Raw genomic sequence first — 20,443 nt, 5'->3', positions numbered from 1 at the left:
ACAAGACTCAAATTAAAATGGACGAGGGTTGGTTTTATTTTTTTCACAGGGATGGGAACATCACTTGCTGGCGGAGGTTATGAAGGTGACAACCATTAAGGATATAGCAAGAGCCGCGAAGGTATCGGTTACGACCGTATCGCGCGCCTTGAACGGGTACAGCGATGTGAACGAGACGACCCGGGTTAAGATTAGAACGATCGCAGACCAGCTCGGCTACAGTCCGAATATGGCGGCAAGATCGCTGGTATCCAAGAAGACGAAGACGCTCGGGCTGCTCCTCTCGAATGTGACGAGGGACAGCTCCAAGGATAATATAGCGTTCGAGGTGCTGTGCGGGATGAATGACCGGGCGGGAGAGCTTGATTACGACCTGGTGCTATTCAGCACAACCCCGCAGAAGCAGAAGATGAAGTCGTACAAGACGCTGTGCGAGGAGCGCGGCGTCGACGGCGTCATTATTATGGGCATCCGCCTCGATGACCCCTACTTGAAGGAGATTGTGTCGTCAAGCATCCCTTGCGTGCTAATCGATATTCCGCTTGAAGGCCCTAACGTCAGCTATGTGACCTCGGATAATACGAAGGGCGCCTTCCTGGCCGTGCAGCATCTGATCGACCATGGCCATCGGCACATCGGGCTCATCAACGGACATGCTCAAGCGGATGTCAGCTTGCTTCGGCTGGAGGGATATCGGCAGGCTCTGAAGGAGTCGGGACTGTCCTTCGACAGCTCGATCGTGCTGGACGGCTCCTTCTCGGAAGGCGGAGGGGAAGATGCGGCTCGCAGGCTGCTGCAGACTCATCCCGAGGTGACGGCCCTATTCTGTGCCAGTGACTTGATGGCGCTCGGTGCTATGAAGGGAGTTAAGGGGCTGGGGAAGCGGGTGCCTGAGGATATCTCCATCATCGGCTTCGACAATATTGGTCTGACGGGCTACTGCACACCGGCTTTGACGACGGTTCATCAGGACAAGTACGGGATGGGTCATCATGCGGCACAGGTGCTGATCGATATGCTGGAGGGACGCGAGGTGGAGCACCATCTCGTGCTGCCTACGGAGCTGATGATTCGGGAGAGCGTGGCGAAGGTTTAACCAGGGATTGCGGTGGGGCACACTGGAATGGGTAATGTTCATAAAAGAGGCCAGCTAATCGGCGACGCTTCGGCTCGTCGGGCAGGTGGGCTCATTGGCGACGCTTCGGCGGTCTGGCGGCTGGTCCGCAGTCCGTGCCGCTTCGGCTCGTCTGGCGGCTGGGCCCCAGTCTGGGCCGCTTCGGCTCGACGGGCAGCTGGCCACCAGTCCGTGCTGCGTCGGCGGTCTGCTCCGCCCAATCGGCGACACTTCGGGTCGTCTGCACCTGGTCCCCATTCGCGCAACTCTTAGGAGGCTTACTCTACTATGCTCATCCGTCTAGGCTTCGTCTCGATTGCTCTCGGCATCTGGGGCAATACGCCCAGTTCAACCTTCACTTACAAGCTGTTCTCCCAGCGGTCGAGGGAGGAGGCGATGGCGCGGGCCATTGCTGTTGGCCGCGGCAATCTGCAGGCGACCCGGCGCATTCTCTACTATAACGCCGCTCATGGCATTCGGCTCCACCGGCTGTCTTCCTCCCTCATCCCGCTGGCCACGCATCCCGACGTCGGCATCGACGTGGCCGCCGAATACGGCGAGGAGCTGCGTGAGCTCGGCGACTTCGCCCGCAAGCACGGGATTCGGCTGAGCATGCATCCGAATCAGTACACGCTCTTGAATGGAAGCGATGCGGTCGTGGCCGCTGCCATTCAAGACTTGAAGTACCATGCCGCCATCCTTGACGGCATGGGGCTGGGAGACGACGCTATCATCAACATTCATGTTGGTGGCGTGTATGGTGATAAGGCCGCGGCGACGGAACGGCTGATTGAGAATTTTGTGAAGCTGCCGGAGAGTTTGCGGCGTCGGGTTACTTTTGAGAATGATGATAAGACCTACACGCTGGAAGAGACCGCCGAGGTGTGCCGAGTGCTGGGAAGACCGCTCATGCTCGACCTGCATCATGACTGGTGCAACCCTTCGAGCGTCACTCCGCTGGAGATGATTGCGTTCATTCAGCAGTCCTGGGGGGAGGTCCCTGTGAAGATTCACGTCTCCTCGCCAAGGGATGAGAAGGACTTCCGTGCCCATCATGACTACATTGACCCCGAGCAGCTGACGGCATTCCTGCGCGGGTGTCGGGAAGCCGGCTTGCCTCAGGTGGATGTGATGGTGGAGGCGAAGCTGAAGGATCTGGCGGTATTCCAACTGGCGGAGCAGCTCGGCAAGATTCGCGGGGTGAAGCGGCTGGACGGCGGCGTGCTGCAGTGGTAATGGTAGTGGGCACTGTCAGATCTGTTAAATCATTACCATACCCGTTCCAGCGAATATGAGGTACCCTAAGTAGAGAGCCCGCGCAGGCCGCTGGCGAAGACTATCTACTGACAGAAGGAATCTACTTACTATGGCGAACTTAATTCAGGAATGGAAGCTGCAGCTTGCGGGCTACAATCGCAATATTCACTTATTCTTATGGTTCAACTTCTTGTGGAATATGGGGCTGGGCATGTTCGGCCTCGACTACAATCTGTACATACGCGCACTAGGCTTCAGCCAGACCGTAGTCGGCGATATTATCGCCATGACGACGCTGGCCTCGGCTATTATTCTTGTGCCCGCGGGAATACTGAATGACCGCTTCGGCTCGAAGCGGATGATTACGATTGGGATGGTGCTGGTGCTCGGCGCCTTGACGGCGAGGTCACTGCTCGTGTCAGAGGGTGCGCTGCTCACCTCTGCCTTCCTGTTCGGCGTGCCGTTCGCGATCGTATCCGCGACGATCCTGCCGTTCATGACCGCGAACGCTGCACCGAATCAGCGCGTTCACCTCTTCAGTCTGAACATGGCGCTCGTGATGGTCGCCAACGTAATTGGCAATGCCCTGGGCGGCGTGCTGAGCGATCTGCTCCAGGTGCTAGCAGGGCTTAGCGAGGCTGTGAGCCTCCGCTATACGCTGCTCATCGGCATCGGCATCGCGGCCGCCGGCCTCGTGCCGGTGTTCCAGTTCCAGCCGATTGCGGGCAGCCGCAGCTCGGTTGACAGGCGACGGCAGGAGCTGCCCGGCGGGATGGGAGCCACTGGGAGTGGCGGAGACGCCGAGTCTGCTAAGGGCACCAACACTGCTGGGGCTGCAGGATACGCTGTATCAGCAGACCCGGCAAGGTCATCTAGGCCCGATGGGCAAGTTAGGTCCGCCAAGCCTTCACCTCCCGAACGTATCCCGATGGGGGTATTGTGGCGGGAGGAGCGGGCTTCTTTTCACGTGATTGGGCTGTTCGTGCTGGTCGGCCTGTTGTCATCCATCGGCGGAGGCATGGTCGTCCCTTACCTCAATCTGTACTTCTCCGACCGCTTCGACGCGTCGAACACGGCAATCGGCATCGTCGTCTCGCTCGGCCAAGGAGCTACGGCAGCGGCGTATCTCATCGGTCCCATGATTGTTCGGCGGCTGGGAGAGCCCAAGGCAGTCGTCCTGCTGCAGCTCAGCTCCATCCCGTTCCTGCTGCTGACGGCTGTCACGAACAACTTCCTGCTCGCCTGCACCGGATACTTGTTCCGACAGGCGCTCATGAACGCGGGCAACCCGTTCTACAATACGGTTAAGATGAACCTCGTCCACCGCTCCCTCCGTGGACTAGCTGCAAGCTCCGGCGAAGCGGTGTTCCACCTCGGATGGTTCCTTGCGGCGCCGATCTCAACCGGACTCGTTGCCCACTACGGCTCGTATTACGGCTATATGTATGCCTTCTCGATTACAGTCGTCCTGTACACTGTCGTCGCCATCCTGTTCCACCTCTTCTTCGGCCGAGGCAAGTTCGAGGCGGCTAAGGATTGAGGGCGGGCTCCGCGGGACCTGCAGCATCACATTGTGATGCTATAGCTCCGAACTAGCCTACTCCGAGCTCTGCAGCATCACATTGTGATGCTATAGCTTCGAACAAGCCCACTCCGAGCTCTGCAGCATCACATTGTGATGCTATAGCTCCGAACTAGCCTACTCCGAGCTCTGCAGCATCACATTGTGATGCTATTGCTCCGAACCAGCCTACTCCGAGACCTGTAGCATCACATTCTGATGCTATAGCTCCGAACCAGCCCGCTCCGCGGGACCTGCAGCATCACATTGTGATGCTATAGCTCCGAACCAGCCCGCTCCGAGACCTGTAGCATCACATTCTGATGCTATAGCTCCGAACCAGCCCGCTCCGAGTGCTGCAGCATCACATTCTGATGCTATAGCTTCGAACCAGCCCACTCCTACTGCTGCAGCATCACATTGTGATGCTATTGCTCTGAACTAGCCCACTCCTACTGCTGCAGCATCACATTGTGATGCTATGGCTCCTAACTTGCCTGCTCTCGATCCTGCAGAGGGCTTTCCGCCCCACTGCCCTAGTATTATCAACACTCGTCTACTAGAATGGGTAAGCCAAGCCCCACCTTCCTGCATAAGATAGAGTACTTGCATAGAGTATAGGCTATCCACGAGAGGGTGAAGGTTAATGAGGTTACAATTCAACGGCATTATAGGAGGGGCGCAGCGGTTCATAGAGGTGAAGGGGCGCCGGACGCTGCAGCTGCAGCAGAACGTAGTGACGGTACCGGCAGGAGGCGTACTAACGCTCAAGAACGTGAACTTCCTGCTCAACAATGAGGACTTCGCGTTCCGAATTGAGATTCAGCCTACTTCGAGCACCTATACAGTACGCGGAGGGATTGGCGACCTGTCGCCTAACCGCGTATTGTTCCGCAACCGGTCGAGTGAAGAGATACGCCTCTTCCTCCTCGTCAGTGCTATTAATACCTCACGACAGTCGCGATTCCTAAGTCGCACCGACTCTTGGCGCTTCACCCTGCTTAAAAGCAACTAGGCTTCCCTTCAGCACAACAGCCGCTGCTCCCTTCAACGAATAAGAGACCACCCTAGCCTAGGGTGGTCTCTCTTCTTAATTTTCGCAGCTTATAGTTCCAGCAGACGAGCGATGATAACTGCTGCTTGGGCACGGGACGCCTTGCCGGAAGGCCCGAAGCGGCCGTCGCTGTGTCCCGTCACGATGCCTGCCTCGCTCAAGGCCAGCACACTGTCCAGAGCATACTCTGAGATGTCGGCTTCGTCCACGAACGCAACAGCCTCTTCATCTCCAGTTCCAACGGGAACCGACAAGCCCGCAGCCTTAAGCGCCTTTGTGACCATGACCGCCATCTCTTCGCGTGAGATGCTCTTGTTCACGCCGAAGCTGCCATCCGGGTAACCGGATACGATGCCAAGCTGCTCAGCTTGCGCTACCGCATCATAATACCATGCACCCTCCACCACATCGGTGAAGGCACTGCTCGCACTTGCACTCGCACTTGCACTTGCACTTACACTTGCACTTGCACTTGCACTTGCACTTGCACTCGTACTTACACCCGCTCCAGCACCTGCATTCGCACTAGCCTCCGTTCCCGCTCCTGCACCGCCATCCAGATCCAGCGCACCAATCAGCAGCTGAACGAATTGCGCCCGAGTGACCGACTTCTCAGGTGCGAAGCGCTCCTCACTGACGCCATTCACAATACCTCTCGCAGCCAGCGCGAGCACGCTCTCCTCGGCCCACTTCACGCCGCCTAGGTCCGTGAACGAACCTGCATCCCCCGCGTAGACTGCATACTTACTGAAGTGCTTCGCGTAGATAACAACCTCCTGCGTCTTCTTGTCGTACTTCGCATGCTTCACAATCTGCACTTGGCCAGACTTCTCATCGAGGTAAGCCGCAACGACCTGGTTAGCCTTCTCTCCAGCCTTCAGCACATAAGGAACCCGAACCTCCACGCCCTTGCCTTCGAACGAAGCTTCGCCAGCAGGCTTGCCGTCAACCAGCAGCTCAAATTCATACACCAGAGCACCAGCGACCTGCTCGGCGAGCTCTTCACTCAGCCCAGCTGTAGCATCCACCTTACTCACCGAGATGCTCACCGTCTTCGCACCTGCAGGCAGCGCATCCGCCACACCACTAATCGAGATCTTGAAGCTTGCCAATCCCGCCTTAACAATTACCGTGCCAACGCCCGCCTTCTCCGCTTCCTGCAGCCAAGCCGCATCGAGCTCGACCTTAACAGATGCTGCCCCATCCACTCCAACAACCTGCACCGTTATTTCCTTGCTCTTGTCCTTCACCGCGTTCGCGAGCCATTCCTTAGCCAGCTGGGAATCCACCGTTACAGCCGCGATTCCATCCGTCACCTTCGCGGTCACCTTCACCGTCGTCCCATCAACAACGCCGTATGGCACCGTCCCCGAACCACCGCCTATACCGCCTATACCGCCGCCAGTTCCGCCCGAACCGCCACCGCCAGTTCCCGAATCTACAACCGGCGCATTCAGCACAATCAGTCCATACCCCGACGTATTCTGCCACCCTTGCCCCGTTGCATCCGACCAGTTCAACGTGCCAGTCCGGGCCGGCGTACCGTTCGTATCGTTCACCTGCAGATCGAACCCGAGCACATCCCCGGCCGCATGGGCATTCGTCCACTTAATCTTCGACGCGACCCAATAGTTCGTCCCATCTACCTTGGCGAACGAGGTCAGCTCCTCCGCTTTCTTACTGTTCACACTCTGCTCGTTCTCATAGTTAATGCGGAACTGTCCGTCATCATTCTGGTAGGTCGTGGTCTTGGCATTATTCTCATCCTTGAAAATCTCCACCGAATCATGCTCGTACACATTCGTATTATCCTTGTTCAGCGCCTTATCTCCGGTCACATGAGCCAGCACGTACAGATAAGTCTCATCCCATAGCACGCGGAAGTTCCCTTGCTTGCTGCTCGTTCCGGTTAGAATCTCCGTCTTCAGCTCGGCTCCCTTGCTCCACAGGCTATCCATTCCCTGCGTCACATCGAGATTCGGTGTTCCATGAGGGATATAAGCCAGCTCCCCGGTGAACTCCCCAAGCTCCAGCTTGCCAAGCGTCTGCTTGTCGCTATCCTGGAGCAGATCCTGGTTGTTCCAAGCCTTCACGGTGTCATTGTCAGTCACCTTCACATCGAAGCCTGCTACATCCCCCTTCGCCCACATTCCCGTTGCAAAAGGAACCTTCACTTCCACCACATAACCGCCCGTGCCTTCCTTCACGGCGGCTACAGCACCCGCGCCGCCGCTCACGACACCCGCACGGGTCACACTAATCTTCCGATCATTCGCACCGCTGTAATCGGATTTCTTGTCATAATCGCCGTTCACATAGAGCTCAATCTTATCTCGGCTGTCTGCCGTCGCATCCTTCACTGAAGCCAGGACATAGAGATGATCGGCATTCCACAGCACCTTGTAACCCGCTGCTGCGTCAGCACTAGCTGCTGCAGCTGGCACCAGCGCCTTATTCTGAGAATCCCAAGCGCTGTCTGCCACGCCGTCAATGCTTGCTGGCGTTCCGTTCAGCGCCTGCTTCACCTGCTTCACTCCGCCCAGCTGTTCCTTAATGGACAAGTTATCAACCAGGAACGTATTCGAATCATTGTAGGCATCCGGGTCATTCGCCCAATCCGGGAAGCCTTGAACGAGAAGCTGGAATTCTTCAATAACGCCCGTCGCCGGAGTTGCGATTGTCCCGGCAATCGACTGCCACGCATCCGCGGTAGGCTTCACATGACCGATCGTATAGGTATTGCCTTCCTTAACGCCGTTAACGAGTGGATCGGAGTCCATGACAATCTTCACATAGATAGCCAGCTCCTTGTTCGTCGCTGCTGCACCTGCCGGAAGCTTCACATGGCCACTCACATCGTAGATCCTGTCGTTCTTCACCTTCGGTGTGATGGATTGAAGGACACCATGCCAGAATGCGGTCCGGCCGGACACCTCCATACATTGGTAGCCGCTCTGGCAAGCTTGAATACTGTTCACGCTCTTCAGCGTACTAGCCAGCTCTGTCCAGCCGTTCAGCCCCGTCTCGAAGCCCTGATTCGTCAGCAGCTCGACAGCCTTCGGCGGCTCCGGCGGCAGCACTTCATCCGGGATGACCGCATCCGGGTTCGGATTTGTAAATGCGGATGTGAATGCGCCTAGATCGACCCTGCCATTATCAGCCGTACGCGTTGCCGGCTTAATGATATTCTCGAGCCCGCCTTGGGCCTTAATGTAGTCGAAGTCGGGAGCGAACGAATACCAGTCCACTGGCTGGCCTGCTATCTCCCGCTTCAATGCCTTGTGGTCGAACGAGATCGTATCAATCGGCCCTTTGTCGCTGAAGCCGCGGTCAACATCCGGTGAGTCGGACTTAAGCGTGAAGTCTGCATTTGCAGGATCCGTGAACTGTGGGTTATGCGCCCCGGTCTGTCCAGAGATGTTATTCGCTTCTACGACACTGTTCGCGTCAAAGGGGATGTTTGTTTTCAACCCGTTCTTGTTGCGCTGGTACACAATGTTGTTCGTAATATTGATGTTCTCATGTGCCTCCCAGAAGGCCATGCCCGTCGGTCCGTTCACATAATCCGGCTCAAGCCCATTCTCATAGAGCGTATTGTTCCGAATGGTAGCATTGCTTGCATCTGTCCATGCGATGCCAACTCCGCCGTTGTGGAAGAAGAGGTTGTTCTCGACCACCGCTCCAGCAGTAGGAGCACTCGTATCCAGTATCATGCCGTTGCCGTCCGTATGGCGAGCCGAGACATCAATGTTGTGATAGGAGATGTTGCCGCGAACGTAGTTGTCCATCCCCTCCATCTCAATCATGTTCAGCCCGCTCGACCAGGAGCCGAATGCCATGTCATAGCCCGTACGGCCAACCAGATTGTACTCATACGTCATATCGGAAGCCCCTGAACCTGAGGAGATTCCGTTCTGCCCGCAGCGGTCAATCATGTTGTACCGAATGTTATAGTGTGTCGCAGGCTCGCCAATGTAAATTCCATTCGCATCCTTCTCCCGATAGCCTACCGTAATTCCCGACATCCTATAATTCTGAATAATTAGACCTTGGATGACGATATAACCTGAGCCCGCGTTGCCGAAGAAGGCAGCGAACCGAGTCTTAGCCGTGCTTCCCGTATTCCAATAATCTGAACCATCGAAGATAACCGTCTCACCCGGATAGTTCCGAATCGTGATCCAGGCCGATGCCGTTCCCTTCGCCGTAATGTCCGTGCTCTGCTCATAGGTTCCTTCACGAATATATAGAGTATCCCCTGGCTGAGCAATCGAGTCGAAGTGCGCTACCGTTGCCCAAGGACTAGCCTCACTCCCGTCATTCGAATCGCTGCCTGTCGGAGACATGTAGTATTCTGTTCCTGTTGTCGCAGCGGCCGCTTGAATAGAGATACCCCCTGTTCCTTGCAGAATGGGCATACACAATAATAGAGCTAAGACGATGCTTAGCACGCGCCTTAGCTGCACCGGGCGTTTCCTTGCTTGTTGTCGCATGAGCCTTCCTCCTAACCTGTAATAGCGAAGCTGCGGGTAACCGCTTTCACCTATTATAGGGACAGGGCTCATCCAGCGTCTAACAGTTCGGATACTCCTGCTGACACTTCTATGACTTCTCTACTGTAATGGGCAATTCGATCGTCTATGCCAAGTTCGGTACGAATGCCACCTACCTGCAGGTCGCATGCCTCATCTATGGGGCGGTCTGTACGATGCTGCTTGATGAGCTGCCGAACGGATTGTATTACGTCGACGAACTCCTTACCCGCACGGATAGCGGATATGGAAGCTATCTCTCCTATTACATGACCGACTTCGTAAAGGGAACGAATGCGGTGCCGGAAGGCACGCTGCTGCAGCGAATGCGGCGGGTGTTGGAATGAGGTTGTAGCAGGGGGATGAGGCGTTGTGGCTTAGCTTTCGCAATGCCCTCTTTTCTTGGTGAGCTTTTCCCTGCAAATTAAAAAGACACCTCAAAGGTGTCTAATCTGGAGAAATATAGGCGTATAGCTGCTTAGTCCGAATAAGCCGTAAAGTTGAAGCTCTCTGGACCAACTCGAATCGTTCCCAGCGCACTCGATTGGACGAATACGGAGTAAGCCGCGTTAGGAATGTTGAAGGCATTGAAGTCGGAGCCGGAGAATGAGATGAGCTGGCCACCTAGTATATTCAGGTTCAAGTTCTGGGAAGCTGAGAATACGACAGTATCTGCAGATGTAAGACCTCTTACAACCGTAACAAGAATGTTTGTAGCCAGAGGAAGCAGCGGCAGCTGTACGGTAACGACCCCATTGAATTCTACCCTTGTCAGGTTAGCCGTTCCGCCAGATAGGTCCAGCGTCTGCTGGGCCACAAGCTGGGGAGTATTGATTAGCGTAATCGGTATAGCAATCGAGTTAGCGAAGCTCGCATTTTGCGAGGTTTTAGAGTCTAGGAATCTACTAGCCATGGATGTAATCACTCCTTTTTTTACATCCATTATATGAATCACCCTATGAGGTAGCTTGGACGTATGACGTCGAGATTAGCATAATGGGTAGATCTACTCCACCTTCACCCACCGCTGCTCACGGTCGCTCCGCAGGACGGCGTCGATGACCTTCATGATGTGATGCCCCTCCTCGAGCGAGGCGAACTGCGGAATACCGCGTATAGGCTCCTTGTACCGCTTGCGCTTCACTTCATTATAGTAATCGATCAGCAGATTCTTCATGCCGTCCGGCCACCCCTCTTCATGCCCTCCTGGAAAATGCGCCAGCATCGCCGCCTTCGACGACAGCAGCGTCGGATCTCGCATGAGAAGCGAATTCGCTTGGTCCCGCTTGCCCTCCCACAGCTTATTCGGATTCTCCTGATCCCAGTAGAAGGAGGACTCTGACGTTGACACCTCAAATTGCAGCTTGTTCTTACGCCCCGCGCTGACCTGCGATACCGTGAACACACCGGTTACTCCGCCTTCTAAGTGAATCAAGATAGAGCCGCAATCCTCCGTCGAGATGTCCTTCGCTTCCCTCTCTTCCTCCTCGGCTGCTCCAGAGAAGGTTGCTCCTTCTTCCAGCGGCTTACGCCTAATGGAATGAACGGTCTTCAGGTCAGCGAACACCTCAGTAATTCGTCTTCCCAGCACGAACTGTACGGTGTCGCACCAGTGGGAGCCGATATCCGCTACTGCGCGCGAAGCACCGTTCTTCTCTGTCTCCAGACGCCAGCTGTAATCGGTATCGAACAGCAGCCAATCCTGCAGATAGCTGCCGAACACGAGATGCGGCTTGCCGTACTTGCTGCTCTGAATCATACCTCTAGCCTGCATCACCATAGGGAAGTGACGATAGTTGAAGCATACGCCGGTCACACTCTGGCTTCTCTCCGCCAATCTCACCAGCTCCGCCGACTCTTCAGCGTTCATAGCCAGCGGCTTCTCTGAGAGCAGGTTTTTGCCAGACTGGATAACAGCCTTATTAATCTCGAAGTGGAGGTAGTTGGGCGTGCAGTTATGAATGACTTCCACGTCCGGATGCGCGATCAGATCCTGGTAATCTCCGTAATAATTCGGCACGCGATACTGCTCTGCCAGCTCCTTGGCCTTATCCGCTGAACTGCCTGCAATGGCAATGACCTCAATATCCGGCAGCCGTCTCAGCGACTCCAGATGGAAGCTCGCCGAGAATCCGGTCCCGATAACTCCTACCTTAATGGTCTTCATTCGTCCCACTCTCCTTCAATAGCAAGTAATGCCGTCCGTGTCTAGTATCGGTACATATGGACAGTATTACCCGTTCAAGGGGAGGGGTGAATCAACGGGTGGTGTTACAAGCACTTCTCTTTTACAACAGCCTGATTATTCTCGATTATAATTGTTGCTCGCCCTCTAGGTGACATTTCTGCATAGGAACAGACGGATTTCTCGTGAACTTCCCCTTGTGCCGTGGTGTATCTAATGAATACGGACATCTCCCCGTCTGAGCTGACGTCCGGGGTAATTCTAACCGACTTCCCGCTCCGCAGGGGACGATCGTATACCAGCTTGGAATCGCCCTCTATCACGTTGGCTTGGTCATCGGAATGGAGTACGCCGAATTCTATTCTGGTAATGTCTTGATCAGACTCGTTCTCAACCGTTACCGTAAAATTCTGCAGCATCAGAGCTATAAACGTGTCGCTCTTAAGGAAGCTAATGACTAGTGTCAGCAGAATTGCGTATATAACTAGACTTATGAGGATAATAGTCGCGATCTTCTTCCTTGCTTTCTTCTGGTACTGTATGAGGGACCTATTTATCTCATTTGCTGGCACAGGGCTCATCCTTTCCGGCGTAAGACTAGCAGACTCATTTTGCAACTTTTTCTAGAATTTACCGTCTTAATCTAACGAGACGACCTGAGAGAGGAAGGATTGCTTTGATTAGATACAGAAGTTTCTTGTTTGGATTGTGCGCCCTTTCTTCAATTGCTTTAGGACTATTGTATATGCCTTTTAACAACTATGTCATCTCAATCCCCGGTCTTGGACAGGAAGCGTATGGCGCTCAGATGTATACCGAGTTATGGGCTTATTGGTCAATTACTGGAGGAGTGCTTGTTTTGGTTTTAACTCTTGGAGGCTTCATTAATAGTAAGTGGTTTAAGACATTGTTTCAGATCATTTTACTACCCATCTTATTAATAATCGTGCTTATCCAACTTCCTGCTTTATTCTTTTGGCTTTATGTAGGTTTCGCACACCTGTCCTGGTCGAACGCAATTGGGTTTGTAATGCACCTCTTCCTTTTGCTCGTTTCCTTTTGCTCAGGGCTCATAGCCCTTGACCAAGTAGTTGACAAATACCGATCAAGTCATTAGTTAACTCAAAACGGGTGTACTATATAGGAGAGCCTCCTACAACAGTTAAGGATGTGTACTTTGGAAAATCTAAAAAAAGAGTTCCTAATGAACGTCATTGTATCTTCCTTCATTCTCAGTGCAACATATCAGCGGACCTGGCGGCTTTGTAGAGTTCTTTATATATTTGTTCCTATATTATTTGGTCCATGTATTGATTAGCATCATTAATTATTTTGTTGGCCGTATGGTTGGTGTATTCTATCTGAAGATCATAGCATTTAACTTACTAGGAGCACTGCTTGTCATTGGATTAATTCTATATACTAATAGTATCGCTTGGATCATTCTTTATCCATCCATCCTACTCCCAAGCATTGAAGTTATATTTTCCCTCATGCTATGATTATACATAATTAAGGGAACGGTGCGACAACACCGTCCCCAGCGTCAATAGCCGCTTTTAAGGGCGGTTGGCTTGGTCAAAGGGTGCGAACATAAGGAAAAGTAGGCTATCCTTCGTCGGGGCAGCCTACTTTTTCTTTAAGTAGGGGAGTAATGAACATCCCTAACAATCAGTATGAGTGCGTTCTTCACTTCAATCACAGTCATCACCCCCTTACAGGGGAGATTACCAACCGCCCTTACAGTCATTCTATTAACAAATATGGTAATTATATTGAATAGGAACCACATGGGTAAGTCCTAAGCCCCCGTTATAACAACTGCATTCGTATGTTGCTGAGTTATCCCTTCAACGAGCCGGCTAATGCGCCGGATATAAAGTAACGCTGCAGAAATACGAACATGGCAACCATTGGCACGGCCGTCACGACAACGCCCGTCAGCAGCAAGGGATAATCCGTAATGTATTCGCCTCGAAAGCGCAGCAGAGCGAGCGGCAGCGTCAGCTTGTCCTTGCCGTTGATGAGCAGCATTGGGAACAGCAAATCGTTCCACACGATGACGAACAGGAACGCCGCCGTGGCGGCAAGGAACGGGGCGCACAAGGGGAATACGATGCGCAGCAGCGTCGTCCAGTGTCCCGCCCCGTCTATCTCCCCCGCCTCTAGCAGCTCCCGGGGCAGTGTCTTCATGAAGCCCGTCAGCATGAAGACGGATAATGGCAGAAGCACCGACACCGTGACCAGTACTAGCCCCGTCAAGCTGTTGCTCCAGCCGAGCTTCTGCAGCAGCGAATATAGGGGAATCATGTTGACCTGAGAAGGCACCATGAGCCCCGCTGCGAACAAGGCGAACAACGCCCTCGCCGTTCGTCTTCCCGACCTCATAATCGCGTAAGCGATGCAGCCTGCGATTAGCAGCTCCGCGGCCACCGCCGACACCGTTACAACGAAGCTGTTGCGGAAGTATGTCCACATGGGCTGCCCGTCGAACAGCGCCGCGAAGTTATGGAACGACCAATTCGCGGGCAGACCGAGCGGATCAGCGTAGAATTCCGGCGTTGTCTTGAATGCCGTTAAGACGACGATGACGAGCGGCGCAAGTATAAGTAGCGCAAAGGCGACCAGCAAGAGCCGGCCGAACAATCTGATTACCATGCCAGTTACCTCCGACTGCTAGTAGGATATTCGGTCCGTTCGCAGCAGGCGGAACTGCAGGAACGTGATGAACGAGATCAGCGCAAGGAAGAAGACGGATCCCGTCGCCGCTCTCCCGAACGTGTAGCTCATGAACGCCGAGCTGTAAATGTAGGTCGACAGGATCTCGGTTGAGTAGGCGGGACCACCGCCCGTCATCGTGAATACAAGATCAAAAGCCTTAAATGACTGAATCGTCGTATACGACACAACGATTGCGGCGGCAGGCGCCAGCAGCGGCCAGGTAATGCGGAAGAACAAACCCAATCGGCCAGCCCCGTCGAGCCGAGCCGATTCCAGCAGCTCCTTCGGAATCGACTGCAGGCCGGCAACGAATAGAATGACCATCTGCCCAATATGCGCCCATGCCTGCACGGCCGCGATGGAGAAGATGGCAATTGTGGAATCGCCAATCCAATTATGCGTCCAGGAGGACAAGCCGACTAGTTCGAGCAACCCGTTCAACGAACCTAGCGTTGGATCGTATATGAACGTCCAGATAAAGCCTACGGACACAGACGATAGAATGGTCGGAAGGAAATACAGTGCCCGGAGTGCCACGATGGCCTTCGATTGTCTCGTCAATTGCACCGCCAGCAAGAGCGAGATAACGGATTGGCTTAGCACAACCGCGACCATAAACTTCAAGTTGTTGATCAGCGATTTCTGAAAGACAATGTCTTGCGAGACGGTCACGTAGTTCTCTAAGCCGATAAACTGATAGGACGGCGATAAGCCGTCCCAGTTGGTGAACGAATAATAGAAGCCGGTAATCGTAGGGTAGATGAACAGGCCGGCGTACAATAGCAATCCCGGCACCCAGAAGGGCAGAAGCTTCAGCCAATTCTTCATGCGGTTATTTCCCTATCTGCTGATCGACGATCGCTTGCGCATCTTTCGCCGCTTTCTGCGGATCGGTTCCCCCGAGAACAGCCTGGATGGAGCTCAGCACAGCCTTTTGTACCTCTGCGTTCGTAATGGTGAAGCGCGGCTGGAAGCGGGTTTTCTTAGCCGTCCACTCGGACACCGCTTGAAGCTCTTCCGTTGTATACGCCACATCCTTGACCGTAACGTTCTGTCCGGTACCGTTGGCGTATTCCGAGGCGATATCCTTACGGCTCAGAAACTCAATAAACTGCTTCGCTTCCTCCGGATGCTTCGACTTAGCATTGACGGCCAGCATATACGTTGTCGTATGAATGCCCTCGAACACAGCTTGATCGGCCGGAACGGTAATCGGCGCTAGAAGCTTCTGACGCAGATTCGGGTTGCTCGCCTTATTGCCCGCTAGTTGGTACGAACCGCTGGCCAAGATAGCCGCCTTCTCCTGAATGAACAATGCGTTGGCGGCGTCGGCCTTCGTGCCGAGCGCGTCCTTCTGGAAGTAGCCCTTATCGTTCAATTCTTGGAACTGTGACAGGGTCTTCACCCACCAATCCTCGGTCAGCTTCGTCTCGCCCGCTTGCAGCTTGACGAAGATATCTTCATCCGGAGCATTGTTCATGACCATCGGGTTCATGAATTGGCCCGGCCCGATGTCTGCGCCAGCGAACGCAATCGGCGTGAGGCCGGCAGCTTTGAGCTTCTCTGCCGCAGCAAGGAAGCCCTCCCAATCCTTCGGCACCTCAATGCCGTGCTTCTCGAACAGCGCCACGTTGTAGATCGGAATATTGTAGACGAGCTGATACGGAATCGCCAATTGCTTGCCGTCCTTCTGCCCTGCCTTGATGAGGGACGGCTGGAAGGCACCGACGAATGACGAGTCTGACAGATCCGTGAACAGTCCTGCCTTGGCAATCGCCTCGAACTGCGAGCCCGGGAACGAAGTGAACACATCGCCTACAGAGCCGTCGAGCAGCTTCGCTTGCACCGTAGATTGGTACTGGTCAGATGGGAATACCTGCGTCTCCACCTTAATGCCCTCATGCTCCTGTTCGAACTTGTCGATGATGACATCGAGGACGGCTTGATCTTCCCCGCGCCAGTGCACGAAGCTAATTGTAACGGGATCTTTGGTGCCTGAATTCCCTTGATTCGTCTCTTCCACTGTATCTTCGTTCGAGCCGCATGCAGCCAGCATCGTAACGAGCAGCGCAGTGACCGCTAGCAACGCAATTTTGGATGTTTGGAATAATGGTTTCATTTCTATGACCTCCGTATGCTTATATAGTTGGTACGATACCTTGCTGCTGCCCGGGCCTTCTCTCCGACAGTTTCCGCTTCACTAGCGGCAGCAGCAATCTTCCCGATATTTCGGCCTCCTCCAGATGCGGATAGCCCGACAGAATGAAGGAGGTAACACCTCCGTCGATGAACTCGAGAAGCCGGTCCGACACTTGCTCCGGCGTTCCCACGAACGCGACCGCGCCGCCGCCCCGAATAGCGGATAACCCTGACCATAGATTGGGTCCAATTACATAATCGTTCTGCTGCGACTGCTGCCACAAGTCCATTTGCCTCTTCTGGTTCGTTGCGTCCGTATTTGCGTGAAGTTTTTCTCTGGATGTCACCTTCTCAGGATCGGCCTTGCTCAGAATGCGCCATGCCGCCGCCCAAGCTTCCTCTTCTGTCTCTCTCACAACTAGCTGTGCGCGAATCCCATATTTCAACTGACGCCTGATGCCCTTCCGTGCTTCTAGCTCCTTGAGGTAGCCTTCCATCTCCGCTATCTGTCCGCTGATCCAATCCAGCGGTTCCGCCCACATGAGATATACGTCTGCCGCTTCCGCAGCGACGCGCTTACCCGCCTCCGAGCTGCCACCGAAGTATAGCGGCGGATGCGGCTTCTGCACGGGCGCGGGCAAGCAGACTCCTCCTTCGACCTGGTAGTGGCTGCCGGTGAAGGTATAGCCGTTCGCGTAGCCACCCTCGTGATGCCAGACGCCCTTCACGACTTCCAGGAATTCTCTGGTTCTCTCGTAACGCTCGTCATGGCTGCCGTGAAGCGGATCACCCGTCGCCTTGAGATCAATGGGATAATGGCCCGTGACTACATTGACAAGTGCCCTGCCTCCAGACATCCGGTCGAGCGTCGCGGCCATTCTAGCCGCAAGCACCGGCGTAATTAAGCCTGGCCGCATAGCGACCAACGGCTTAAGCCGCGTCGTTGCCGACGCCACCCATGAGCCTACGATCCAGCCGTCCCAGCAATCGCCTCCCGCGGGAATCAAGGCGAACTCGTAGCCCGCTTTCTCGGCTGCTCTGGCGACATCCACGAAATATTGCTGTGACGGCTCTCTCTCCACCGGCACACCGACGAATTCGCCATCTCCGTTAGTCGGAATGAACCACCCGAATTCCACTTCACTTGCTATGCTTGTTATGCTCATTATGATCGTCTCCTCATGTGCCTCATTGCCCTAGTAGCCTGCATAAAAAAATAGCAACAACAAAGCCATGCCTGTCGTGGCATTGCGCTTCGTCGTTGCTTCTCCGGTCGTCCGGTAGATAGCCAACAAATTTAATCGGATTAATCTGTTATTGGCATCATAATCGAATCGGATACCGGATGTCTATGTCAATTCGTTGGGAGAATGATTTGTCATTTTGTGTGTAAGAGAATAGATAAGCGATTGTTTTATGGGGGAGTTGGCGATAGAATAGATTCAAAAAAGGGGGAACGGGCCTTGTTTAATCCGACAAGAGAGGATCACCACGAGCTGCTTGAAATCCATTACTTCACGCCGTCAGCTATCGAGAAATCAGGTCCAGCCTGGCCGATTCGTCTAGGTGCCACGATAGCCAAACCTAACTATCATATGGGTCCAGGCACCTCTCCCTATTACTATCTGGTGTTGGTGCTAGAGGGTGAGGGCATGTTCCTGCAAGGGGGACGCAATTATCCGCTCAAGCCCGGCGATCTGTTCGGCCTGTTCCCCAAGGTCACGCACGAATACTACACGGTGCCGAACTTGCCGCTGCGCAAAGTATTTCTTACGCTGGATGGCAAGCACGCGCTCGGGCTCATGGAGAAGGTTGGCCTGTCGCCGCAGCATCCCTATGAGGCGGGCAGAGTGACGAAGGAAGCGGTCGAGACGATGGAGCGATTCTTCGAACATGTATCCGGCAGTGGACATGACCACACGGATCTGTCTCGGCTCGGCTTCCTCTACCAATTGTTCGCCGCATTAACTCGAGGCGATGACACCGGCTTGGAGCGGGACTCCCCGGCGGCCGAATGGCTAGAGAAAGGCAAGGACTACCTGGACCTGCACTACGCGGACGGCATCTCAATCGAAGGAACCGCCCGTTTCGTCGGAATCGACCGCGCCCATTTCACTAAGGAATTTAACAAGACATACGGAATATCGCCCATGAGATATTTGCAGCGTCTGCGGATGGACGAAGCCATCGCGCTGCTTGCGAGCACCGACTACAAGCTTGCCGAAATTGCCTACTCCGTCGGATTCGGCGACCTGCCCACCTTCTCCAAGGCGTTCAAGAAGCATACGGGCAAGACGCCTTCCCACTATAGGTTACTGCTGCATGAGGCTTCCCATTCTGGTTCATCCTACTCCGAGCATTGAAGTTGCGTTTATACTTTATTGAGGGAATGGTGTGTCAACACCGTTCCCAGCGTTAATACTCGCAAGGGCAGTGGCTTCGCGAAGAATGCATAGTAAGAAAAGTAGGATAGCCTCGCACGAATAAACTCCCGACTTATTAAAAAATACAGTTTACTGTAGTCAGTAATATAGTGGCCTTTAATCTTGTTTCCAAGTTAGACGTGATACATAAATGATTACCCCCCCCTCCTTATCATCTCTATTCTTTAACCACCGTTAAATCAACTACATTTTGTTCCTAAGTGAGGGATTTATGTGCTACAATATACGAACATATGATCGTATAAATTCTTCAAAACAAATGATTTAGGAACAAGTGTTCTTATTTTGGTTGATTTTTTACTTAATACTTTCACTTAATAAAGACATAAGTAGAAGAAGGAGTGGTTCTATGCTTACTGCTGAACAAATAAGAATTTTCCAAGAATACAAAAAGAATAAGAAAAGGATATTCTCCGATCGTATCATTCAAAGCTTTTTCCAAGATGGAGTTCATATCGAACTTTTAATATTAGCCTCTGACGGTAATTCAGATGCACAGAAACAAATCGAGGAAAAATTTCTTAGACATTATTTTCGCATCCGTTTTATAAACTATGTGTCATCGACAATTAAGTTTTATACCATAGGACAGCAGAGAGCATTACAGAAATACGATACTAGGTCTCTTCTTGTTCTTGATAAGCCCATTTCTGAAAACGGAATTACTCTAAAAGACTCATTAGAGAGTAAGCATAGTTCCTACAAGGAAGGTTCAATCAATGCAGATCCTAAGTATTTCTTAGAATCCTTCACAAATTCACTTTTAGAAGAAGCCTTTCAATTACTTACTGAAAAACAAAAGATTATAGCTACCCTTTGTTATGCACTCTCCTTTCAAGATAATGAGATTGCAAAAATGATTAAGGTATCACCACAAGCAATCGGCAAAACAAGAAATCTAGCATTACGTAAGCTGAAAATATATATGACAGAAAGGAGATGATTCCAATTGGATAGCTCACAAACGGTTTCTTTTGTAGTAACTGCTATAAGTCAGGTTGGCTTTCCAATAGTCCTTACCGGCTATCTGCTTACTCGCTTTGAGAAGAAGCTAGACATTTTAACAGACACTATTACGAGATTAATCGAAGTAGCAAATAACAGAAAGGATGAAGAGGTTAATGGAAGAAGAAATATTTGATTTAGTATTAAGAGCCCAGCAGGGTGACAAAGAAGCGATGAGTAAAATTCTCTTAACGATAACTCCATTAATTAGAAATGCACAAAACAAGGTTAAGTATGATAACAGGGATGATTTAAAACAAAACATTGTTGAACTTCTTATTCAAAAAATTATGTCCTATGATTTAAAGCACATTCCAAATTTTTCTTCTTTTTGTCAGATGCTAATTGAAGTTGATGATGAGAAGCTGCAGGCTGTAGCCGAATCAACTGAAGCCTATAATTGGTTTAAGACTCAATGAGGCTGTCTCAAA

Annotated in this window: 18 protein-coding genes; 9 read left to right on the top strand and 9 right to left on the bottom strand. The window is 52.8% G+C overall.

Annotation, left to right across the window (positions count from 1 at the left end; all coding sequences use genetic code 11):
* The first annotated feature begins 85 nt into the window (after positions 1-85).
* Positions 86-1,096 carry a LacI family DNA-binding transcriptional regulator gene (locus tag ACFO9Q_RS03445; RefSeq protein ID WP_379178706.1) on the top strand — a complete coding sequence of 337 codons (1,011 nt, stop codon included), beginning with the start codon at positions 86-88 and terminating at the stop codon, positions 1,094-1,096.
* 91 nt (positions 1,097-1,187) lie between these two features.
* On the opposite strand, the gene ACFO9Q_RS03440 is transcribed toward ACFO9Q_RS03445, so the two are convergent.
* Entirely contained in the window at positions 1,188-1,361 is a 174-nt protein-coding gene (locus ACFO9Q_RS03440; protein ID WP_379178704.1) for a hypothetical protein, read from the bottom strand.
* A gap of 41 nt (positions 1,362-1,402) precedes the next feature.
* Here ACFO9Q_RS03440 and uvsE point away from each other — a divergent pair, with 41 nt between their 5' ends.
* From uvsE to ACFO9Q_RS03425, 3 genes are all read left to right on the top strand, one after another.
* Positions 1,403-2,350, top strand: coding sequence for a UV DNA damage repair endonuclease UvsE (gene uvsE / locus ACFO9Q_RS03435; protein WP_379178701.1), 948 nt, complete (start codon positions 1,403-1,405; stop codon positions 2,348-2,350).
* 130 nt (positions 2,351-2,480) lie between these two features.
* The gene (locus ACFO9Q_RS03430) at positions 2,481-3,911 is read left to right on the top strand and encodes an MFS transporter (protein WP_379178699.1); all 1,431 of its coding nucleotides are present in this window, start codon (positions 2,481-2,483) and stop codon (positions 3,909-3,911) included.
* A 667-nt stretch (positions 3,912-4,578) separates the two neighbouring features.
* Positions 4,579-4,947, top strand: a complete 369-nt coding sequence (locus ACFO9Q_RS03425; RefSeq protein ID WP_379178697.1) for a hypothetical protein — start codon at positions 4,579-4,581, stop codon at positions 4,945-4,947.
* Positions 4,948-5,036: 89 nt separating this feature from the next.
* Here ACFO9Q_RS03425 and ACFO9Q_RS03420 read toward each other — a convergent pair whose 3' ends face one another.
* Entirely contained in the window at positions 5,037-9,479 is a 4,443-nt protein-coding gene (locus ACFO9Q_RS03420) for a sugar-binding protein (RefSeq protein WP_379178695.1), read from the bottom strand.
* Positions 9,480-9,607: 128 nt separating this feature from the next.
* On the opposite strand from ACFO9Q_RS03420, the gene ACFO9Q_RS03415 reads away from it, so the two are divergent.
* Positions 9,608-9,865: a hypothetical protein gene (locus ACFO9Q_RS03415; protein WP_379178693.1), complete on the top strand. Its 258-nt coding sequence runs from the start codon at positions 9,608-9,610 to the stop codon at positions 9,863-9,865.
* Positions 9,866-9,996: 131 nt separating this feature from the next.
* Here ACFO9Q_RS03415 and ACFO9Q_RS03410 read toward each other — a convergent pair whose 3' ends face one another.
* From ACFO9Q_RS03410 to ACFO9Q_RS03380, 7 genes are all read right to left on the bottom strand, one after another.
* Complete coding sequence (locus ACFO9Q_RS03410; RefSeq protein WP_379178691.1) at positions 9,997-10,431, bottom strand: hypothetical protein; 435 nt, start codon at positions 10,429-10,431, stop codon at positions 9,997-9,999.
* A 93-nt stretch (positions 10,432-10,524) separates the two neighbouring features.
* Positions 10,525-11,685 (bottom strand): Gfo/Idh/MocA family protein, encoded by a 1,161-nt coding sequence (locus tag ACFO9Q_RS03405; protein WP_379178689.1) that lies wholly within the window; start codon positions 11,683-11,685, stop codon positions 10,525-10,527.
* Between the two features lie 104 nt (positions 11,686-11,789).
* Positions 11,790-12,275, bottom strand: coding sequence for a hypothetical protein (locus tag ACFO9Q_RS03400; protein ID WP_379178687.1), 486 nt, complete (start codon positions 12,273-12,275; stop codon positions 11,790-11,792).
* A gap of 1,270 nt (positions 12,276-13,545) precedes the next feature.
* On the bottom strand, positions 13,546-14,361 hold the full coding sequence (locus ACFO9Q_RS03395; RefSeq protein ID WP_379178685.1) for a carbohydrate ABC transporter permease: 816 nt from the start codon (positions 14,359-14,361) through the stop codon (positions 13,546-13,548).
* An 18-nt stretch (positions 14,362-14,379) separates the two neighbouring features.
* Positions 14,380-15,252: a carbohydrate ABC transporter permease gene (locus ACFO9Q_RS03390; protein WP_379178682.1), complete on the bottom strand. Its 873-nt coding sequence runs from the start codon at positions 15,250-15,252 to the stop codon at positions 14,380-14,382.
* Positions 15,253-15,256: 4 nt separating this feature from the next.
* Complete coding sequence (locus ACFO9Q_RS03385) at positions 15,257-16,543, bottom strand: ABC transporter substrate-binding protein (RefSeq protein ID WP_379178680.1); 1,287 nt, start codon at positions 16,541-16,543, stop codon at positions 15,257-15,259.
* 19 nt (positions 16,544-16,562) lie between these two features.
* Complete coding sequence (locus ACFO9Q_RS03380) at positions 16,563-17,729, bottom strand: LLM class flavin-dependent oxidoreductase (protein WP_379178677.1); 1,167 nt, start codon at positions 17,727-17,729, stop codon at positions 16,563-16,565.
* 297 nt (positions 17,730-18,026) lie between these two features.
* On the opposite strand from ACFO9Q_RS03380, the gene ACFO9Q_RS03375 reads away from it, so the two are divergent.
* The 4 genes from ACFO9Q_RS03375 to ACFO9Q_RS03360 all read left to right on the top strand — a co-directional run bounded on the left by ACFO9Q_RS03375 (position 18,027) and on the right by ACFO9Q_RS03360 (position 20,431).
* Positions 18,027-18,926, top strand: a complete 900-nt coding sequence (locus ACFO9Q_RS03375) for an AraC family transcriptional regulator (RefSeq protein ID WP_379178675.1) — start codon at positions 18,027-18,029, stop codon at positions 18,924-18,926.
* Positions 18,927-19,356: 430 nt separating this feature from the next.
* Positions 19,357-19,950 carry a hypothetical protein gene (locus ACFO9Q_RS03370; RefSeq protein ID WP_379178673.1) on the top strand — a complete coding sequence of 198 codons (594 nt, stop codon included), beginning with the start codon at positions 19,357-19,359 and terminating at the stop codon, positions 19,948-19,950.
* Between the two features lie 6 nt (positions 19,951-19,956).
* Entirely contained in the window at positions 19,957-20,148 is a 192-nt protein-coding gene (locus ACFO9Q_RS03365) for a YvrJ family protein (protein ID WP_379178671.1), read from the top strand.
* Positions 20,129-20,431, top strand: a complete 303-nt coding sequence (locus tag ACFO9Q_RS03360; RefSeq protein ID WP_379178669.1) for a helix-turn-helix domain-containing protein — start codon at positions 20,129-20,131, stop codon at positions 20,429-20,431. Before ACFO9Q_RS03365 ends, ACFO9Q_RS03360 begins: the two co-directional genes overlap by 20 nt.
* Positions 20,432-20,443 lie beyond the last annotated feature (12 nt).

Source organism: Paenibacillus sp. GCM10023252, assembly GCF_042653305.1.
GTDB lineage: Bacteria > Bacillota > Bacilli > Paenibacillales > Paenibacillaceae > Pristimantibacillus.
This window is presented reverse-complemented; position numbering and strand designations above follow the sequence as displayed.